Source organism: Streptomyces odonnellii, from assembly GCF_000981895.1.
Taxonomy (GTDB): Bacteria; Actinomycetota; Actinomycetes; order Streptomycetales; family Streptomycetaceae; genus Streptomyces; species Streptomyces odonnellii.
The window spans coordinates 1-7,543 of sequence record NZ_LATD01000506.1 but is presented as its reverse complement, the minus strand read 5'-3'; the positions used below and the strand labels follow the sequence as shown (position 1 = coordinate 7,543).

Annotated in this window: 3 protein-coding genes; 1 reads left to right on the top strand and 2 read right to left on the bottom strand. The window is 69.7% G+C overall.

All coding sequences use genetic code 11. From position 1 onward, the window contains the following. Positions 1-57 precede the first annotated feature (57 nt). Positions 58-624: a DJ-1/PfpI family protein gene (locus tag WH07_RS34105; RefSeq protein ID WP_046508757.1), complete on the bottom strand. Its 567-nt coding sequence runs from the start codon at positions 622-624 to the stop codon at positions 58-60. Between the two features lie 435 nt (positions 625-1,059). Between WH07_RS34105 and WH07_RS34100 the strand changes: the two genes are divergently transcribed. Next, positions 1,060-6,168 carry an NAD-glutamate dehydrogenase gene (locus WH07_RS34100; RefSeq protein WP_046508755.1) on the top strand — a complete coding sequence of 1,703 codons (5,109 nt, stop codon included), beginning with the start codon at positions 1,060-1,062 and terminating at the stop codon, positions 6,166-6,168. A 62-nt stretch (positions 6,169-6,230) separates the two neighbouring features. Here the strand turns inward: WH07_RS34100 and WH07_RS34095 are convergent, their stop codons facing one another. Continuing rightward, a complete protein-coding gene (locus WH07_RS34095) occupies positions 6,231-7,361 on the bottom strand; it encodes a glycosyltransferase family 87 protein (RefSeq protein WP_063775880.1) in 1,131 nt (376 codons plus the stop codon). Positions 7,362-7,543: the final 182 nt, after the last annotated feature.

The following is a 7,543-nucleotide window of genomic DNA, read 5'->3' as shown; positions in this document are numbered from 1 at the left end:
GGGCGGGGATGGGCGCCATGGTGCCCGGCACGGGCAGGGCGGGGCAGGCGACGGAGGTCAGGTGACGGGGGCCTTCGCTCGGAGGATCGTGAGGAATTCACGCATCCAGGCCGAGTGGTCGGGCCAGGCACGGGAGGAGACGATATTGCCGTCCACCACCGCCTCGGTGTCCTGGAAGGTGGCTCCGGCGGCCTGCATGTCGAGTTCCAGCGCCGGGTAGGCGGTGACGCGGCGGCCGGCCAGTTCACCGAGGGCGGCGGTGAGGAGGGGGCCGTGGCAGATCTGGGCGACCGGCTTGTCGGCGTCGAAGAAGGACTTGAGGATCTTGCGCAGCTCCGGGTCGCCCCTCAGATACTCGGGGGCGCGGCCGCCCGGGATGACGACGGCGGCGTACTGCGTGGGGTCGACCTCGGAGAAGGCGAGGTCGGCGGGCCAGGTGTAGCCGGGCTTCTCGGTGTAGGTGTCGAAACCGGGCTCGAAGTCGTGGACGACGAACCGGAGCTTCTTGCGGGTGGGGGCCGCGATATGGACCTCGTAGCCCTCCTCGCGCAGACGCTGATAGGGATAGAGGACTTCGAGGGACTCGGCGGCGTCGCCGGTGACGATCAGAACCTTGGCTGTCATGACTGCTCCCGGAAGGGGTGGGTCGATCCGTCCATCTGTCGAGAATCTGTCCATATGTCGACCAGTGTCGTCGCGTGGACCGTTTCCCGTCCCGGCCCGCGCGGCCCGTGTCGCTGTCCAGAGTGTCAAAGTTGGGCGCCGTCTTTTGCACATGCGGCTCATGACGGCCTCGCGGCGAGGGGATATAGCCTTGGGCGGTGATCAGTGCGATATGCCGTGGGGGCAGTGAGGCCTCCCGCCCGTGCCCGGAGCGCCACAGCGTCCGGACGATCGCTGATCGCCACGGTCCGGGCCGGCCGCCAAAATTGGCCAATAACGCCCCGGACGTCTCTCATCGCGGCATAACGTCGACCTCGACCGGAAACCCCGCGTCGTGGCGTTGCGTCGCATCCTTCACCAACGTCACGCAATGGCGCGCGACAGGAGCCAGAGGACATGCAGATCAAGCTGGACGAAGCCAAGGCTGAGCTGCTGGAACAGGCGGCCCGGGCCGCTGAGAACAGCCCGGCGGGGTGGACCGGGGCGCTCGGGGGCGGCCCCCGGGAGGACGAGGCGGCGACCGGCCCCCGTGACGGCGCGCCAGCCGGCGCCCCGGGCGTGCCCGGCGGCGGTGCCGGTCTGGACGGCCAGGGCGCGCTCCGTGCGTACCTCCAGCGTTACTACCTGCACACGGCCCCCGAGGACCTCTCCGACCGCGATCCGGTCGACATCCTCGGCGCGGCGCTTTCGCACTACCGGCTGGCGGGACACCGCCCGCAGGGGACGGCCAGCGTACGGGTGCACACCCCGACGGTCGAGGAGAACGGCTGGACGTGCAGCCACTCCGTGGTCGAGGTGGTCACCGACGACATGCCGTTCCTGGTGGACTCCGTCACCAATGAGCTGTCCCGTCAGGGCCGCGGTATCCACGCGGTGATCCACCCGCAGGTCGTCGTACGCCGTGATGTCACCGGCAAGCTGATCGAGGTGCTCCCCGAGGCGAACGCCACCGCGGCGGACCGGTCGCACGATGTGCTGACCGAGTCCTGGATCCATGTCGAGATCGACCGCGAGACCGACCGCGCCGATCTCAAGCAGATGACCGCCGACCTGCTCCGTGTCCTGTCCGACGTCCGCGAGACCGTCGAGGACTGGAAGAAGATGCGCGACTCCGCGCTGCGCATCGCCGAGGAACTGCCCACCGAGCCGACCGCCGACGATCTGCGTGACCAGGAGGTCGAGGAGGCCCGCGAGCTGCTGCGCTGGCTCGCCGCCGACCACTTCACCTTCCTCGGCTACCGCGAGTATCAGCTCACCGACGCGGACGCCCTGTCGGCCGTGCCCGGCACCGGTCTCGGCATCCTGCGCTCCGACCCCCGGCAGAGCGAGGACGACGACCACCCGGTCAGCCCGTCCTTCAGCCGGCTGCCCGCCGACGCCCGCGCCAAGGCCCGCGAGCACAAGCTGCTCGTCCTCACCAAGGCCAACAGCCGCTCCACCGTTCACCGGTCGGGCTATCTCGACTATGTCGGGGTGAAGAAGTTCGACGACAAGGGCAATGTCGTCGGAGAGCGGCGTTTCCTCGGGCTCTTCTCCTCGGCCGCGTACACCGAGTCCGTACGGCGGGTCCCGGTGATCCGGCGCAAGGTCGCCGAGGTGCTGGAGGGCGCGGGCTTCTCGCCCGACAGCCACGACGGCCGCGATCTGCTCCAGATCCTGGAGACCTATCCGCGCGACGAACTGTTCCAGACGCCGGTCGACCAGCTCCGGTCGATCGTCACCAGCGTGCTCTACCTCCAGGAGCGCAGACGGCTGCGGCTGTATCTGCGCCAGGACGAGTACGGGCGGTACTACTCGGCCCTTGTCTACCTGCCGCGCGACCGGTACACCACCGGCGTCCGGCTGCGGCTGGTCGACATCCTCAAGGAGGAGCTGGGCGGCTCCAGCGTCGACTTCACCGCGTGGAACACCGAATCGATCCTCTCCCGGCTCCACTTCGTCGTCCGGGTCCCCCGGGGCACCGAGCTGGCCAAGCTCACCGACGCCGACACCGAGCGGATCGAGGCCCGGCTCGTCGAGGCCGCCCGCTCCTGGAGCGATGCCTTCGGCGAGGCGCTGAACGCCGAATGCGGCGAGGAGCGCGCCGCCGAGCTGCTGCGCCAGTACGGCAACGCGTTCCCGGAGGGGTACAAGGCGGACCACTCGCCGCGCGCGGCCGTCGCGGACCTGGTGCACCTGGAGGCGCTCAGCAAGGCCGAGTCGGACTTCTCGCTCTCGCTGTACGAGCCGGTCGGCGCGGGTCCCGGCGAGCGGCGCTTCAAGATCTACCGCTCGGGCGAGCAGGTTTCGCTCTCCGCCGTCCTGCCCGTGCTCCAGCGGCTCGGGGTGGAGGTCGTCGACGAGCGTCCGTACGAGCTGCGCTGCACCGACCGTACGATCGCCTGGATCTACGACTTCGGCCTGCGGATGCCGCTGGGCGGCGCGGACGGCGACTATCTCGCCGATGACGCCCGCGAACGCTTCCAGGACGCCTTCGCGGCGGTCTGGACCGGCGCCGCGGAGAACGACGGCTTCAACTCCCTTGTCCTGCGCGCCGGTCTGGACTGGCGGCAGGCGATGGTGCTGCGCGCGTACGCCAAGTATCTGCGCCAGTCGGGCACCACCTTCAGCCAGGACTACATGGAGGACACCCTCCGCAGCAACGTCCACACCACCCGGCTGCTGGTCTCCCTCTTCGAAGCCAGGATGTCGCCGGAGCGCCAGCGCGCCGGCACGGAGCTGACGGAGGCGATGCTGGAGGAGCTGGACGGCGCTCTCGACCAGGTCGCGAGTCTGGACGAGGACCGGATCCTCAGGTCATTCCTCACCCTCATCAAGGCCACGCTCCGTACCAACTTCTTCCAGAGCGCCGGCGAGGGAAGCGACAGAAGCGGTCAGGGCGCCGACGGGAAGCGTGAGAACAAGGGCGACAAGGACAAGCGGGGAGGCAAGAGGCAGGGCGGCGGGCACCACAGCTATGTGTCCATGAAGTTCGACCCGCAGGCCATCCCCGATCTGCCCGCTCCCCGCCCGGCGTTCGAGATCTGGGTGTACTCACCGCGCGTCGAGGGCGTCCATCTGCGCTTCGGCAAGGTCGCCCGCGGCGGGCTGCGCTGGTCCGACCGGCGCGAGGACTTCCGTACGGAGGTGCTAGGCCTGGTCAAGGCGCAGATGGTGAAGAACACGGTGATCGTGCCGGTCGGCGCCAAGGGCGGCTTTGTCGCCAAGCAGCTTCCCGACCCGGCCGTGGACCGGGACGCCTGGCTCGCCGAGGGCATCGCCTCGTACAAGATCTTCATCTCGGCGCTGCTCGACATCACGGACAACATGGTCGCGGGCGAGGTCGTGCCGCCGGCCGATGTGGTCCGGCACGACGAGGACGACACGTATCTCGTCGTCGCCGCTGACAAGGGCACCGCGAGCTTCTCGGACATCGCCAACGAGGTCGCGCTCGCCTATGACTTCTGGCTCGGCGACGCCTTCGCCTCCGGCGGCAGCGCCGGATACGACCACAAGGGCATGGGCATCACGGCCCGTGGGGCGTGGGAGTCGGTCAAGCGGGACTTCCGGGAGCTGGGGCACGACACCCAGACCGAGGACTTCACGGTCGTCGGCGTCGGCGACATGTCCGGCGACGTGTTCGGCAACGGGATGCTGCTGTCCGAGCACATCCGGCTGGTCGCGGCCTTCGACCACCGGCACATCTTCCTCGATCCGCACCCGGACGCGGCCACCTCGTACGCCGAGCGCCGCAGGCTCTTCGAGCTGCCGCGGTCCTCGTGGGCGGACTACAACAAGCAGTTGCTGTCGCAGGGCGGCGGCATCCACCCCCGTACCGCCAAGTCCATCGCCGTCAACGCGCATGTCCGTGATGCCCTCGGCATCGAGCCCGGGGTCACCAAGCTGACCCCCGCCGAGCTGATGAAGGCGATCCTCAAGGCCCCGGTGGACCTGCTGTGGAACGGCGGGATCGGTACGTACGTCAAGGCCTCCACCGAGTCGAACGCCGATGTCGGCGACAAGGCCAACGACCCGATCCGCGTCAACGGCGAGGAGCTGCGGGTCAAGGCCGTCGGCGAGGGCGGCAATCTGGGGCTCACCCAGCTCGGCCGGATCGAGTTCGCGCGGCGCGGCGCGGGCGGCGCCGGCGGCAGGGTCAACACCGACGCGATCGACAACAGCGCCGGTGTGGACACCTCCGACCACGAGGTGAACATCAAGATCCTGCTCAACGGTCTGGTGGCGGAGGGCGATCTCACCGTCAAGCAGCGCAACAAGCTGCTCGCCGAGATGACCGACGAGGTCGGCGCGCTGGTGCTGCGCAACAACTACGCGCAGAACACCGCCCTCGCCAACGCCTGCTCCCAGGCACCGTCCCTCCTCCACGCGCACCAGCGGTTCATGCGCAGGCTGGAGCAGGACGGACACCTCGACCGCGGGCTGGAGTTCCTGCCGAGCGACCGGCAGATCCGTGAACTGCTGAGCGCGGGCAAGGGTCTGTCCCAGCCCGAGCTGGCGGTGCTGCTCGCGTACACCAAGATCACGGTGGCCGAGGAGCTGATCCACACCGACCTGCCGGACGACCCGTATCTGCGCAAGCTGCTGCACGCGTACTTCCCCTCGGCGCTGCGCGAGCAGTTCCCCGAGCGGATCGACTCGCATGCCCTGCGCCGGGAGATCGTGACGACGGTGCTGGTCAACGACACCGTCAACAGCGGTGGTTCGACCTTCCTGCACCGGCTGCGCGAGGAGACCGGGGCGTCGATCGAGGAGGTCGTCCGGGCACAGGCCTCGGCCAGGGACATCTTCGGGCTCAACGCGGTCTGGGACGCGGTGGAGGCGCTGGACAACCAGGTCCCCGCGGACGTCCAGACCCGGATCAGGCTGCACTCGCGCCGACTGGTCGAGCGCGGTACGCGCTGGCTGCTGGGTAACCGGCCGCAGCCGCTGGAGATCACCGGCACCATCGAGTTCTTCGCGGCGGGTGTCGAGAGGGTGTGGGCGCAGTTGCCCACGATGCTGCGCGGCGCGGAGATGGAGTGGTACCAGCGCATTCTGGCGGAGCTGACGGAGGCGGGGGTTCCGGAGGAGCTGGCCGTACGGGTCGCCGGGTTCTCGTCCGCCTTCCCGACGCTGGACATCGTGGCGATCGCGGACCGTACGGGACAGGACCCGCTCTCGGTCGCCGAGGTGTACTACGACCTCGGGGAGCGGCTGCGGATCACCCAGCTCAGGGACCGGATCGTGGAGCTGCCGCGGGCGGACCGCTGGCAGTCGATGGCCCGCGCCTCCATCCGTGAGGACCTGTACGCGGCGCATGCCGCGCTGACCGCGGATGTGCTGACCGTGGGCAATGGGAACTCGACGCCGGAGGAGCGCTTCACGGCGTGGGAGGGGAAGAACGCGGCGATCCTGTCCAGGGCGCGGGCGACGCTGGAGGAGATCCAGGGGTCGGACGCGTTCGATCTGGCGAATCTGTCGGTCGCGATGCGGACGATGCGGACCCTGCTGCGTACGCATAGCTGATAGCTGATACGTGTACGCCGTGTACGCGTAGTTGGTTGCAGGCGGGTGAGGGTGTGCCGGGCTCATGACGAGCCGGGCGCACCCTCTCGCGTTCCGGTCCACAGCCGCCGGCAGGCCAGCAGGGCCGCGGCGAGCAGAAGGCCGTTTCTGACTGCCATCACCAGACAGCCCAGCGGGGTCACGGCCATGACATCCAGATACAGCACCGGATAGCCGACGGCGCTGAGGACGGTCGCGGGGAGCAGCAGCAGGGCGACCGGGCGCTGGGTCGTCTCCCGGCAGGTCAGGCAGACCGCGGCCAGGCCCAGCAGCCAGATCAGATACTGCGGGCTGATCACCCGGCTGGTGACGGTGAAGAGGAGTACGGCCGTCAGCGCCGCGTCGAAGGGGGTGGCCGCCGTCCAGTGTCTGGCGCGTACTCGCCAGAGCAGCAGCCAGCAGAGGGCCGAGGCTGTCAGCAGCAGGGCCGCCAGGGATACGGCCGCCACATGGGGGCCGGTGAACTCGAAGGCGCCGTAACGGTATTCGACCCGGCCTGACCAGCCCGCCAGCCGTGCCAGGGCGAGTGCGGTGCCGCCGAGCGACTCGATCTGGATGCCCCGGCCGCCCTGATGGCGCAGAAAGTCCAGCGGGCGCTCGAAGTTCAGGGCGAGAACGCCCAGCAGTACGAGGGCGCCGGCTGCCGCGGAGGTCCAGGCGGCGCGGGTGGTACGGCCGCGGGGGGTGCCCAGCAGGGTGAGTGCCGGCCATACCTTCACCATCGCGCCGAGCCCGGCCAGTGCCCCGCCGGTGAGGGGGTGGCGGCGTACGGCGAGCAGGGCGAGGACGGCGAGGGCGGTGGCCTGGACGTCGTACCGTACGAGAGGGGTGTGCAGCAGCAGCGGTAGGCCGCCCACCCACAGCCACGCCCCGGCGGCCGAGGATCCGGCCGGGCGGCCGGCCCGTACCAGAGCGAAGGTGATGACCGCGTCGGAGAGCAGGGCCAGGGCGACGAACGCCTGGAAGAAGGTCAGCCAGGGCAGCAGCATGGGCGAGAGCAGTACGGCCCCGGCGCCGGGCGGGTACTGCCAGGTCGCGTCGTCGACGGGGAACGAGCCCAGCTTGATCTGCTCGTACCAGTGCCGGTAGACGCCGTACACCTCGCGGCCGACCGCGCCCACGCCGAGGGTGTCATGAAGGATCAGATGGAGCATCGCCAGCCGGGTCAGGGCCCAGCCGGTCCAGACGGCGGGGGCGGACCAGATGGCCCATGAGAACCAGGCGGACCATGAGGTCCAGGTGGCCCAGGCGAGGAGCGTGCCGGGGCCGGGGGGACCGATCCGGATCTCTTCGGTACGGGAAGAAGCGCGCGGCGGAGCGGGAGCGGGTGCAGGGG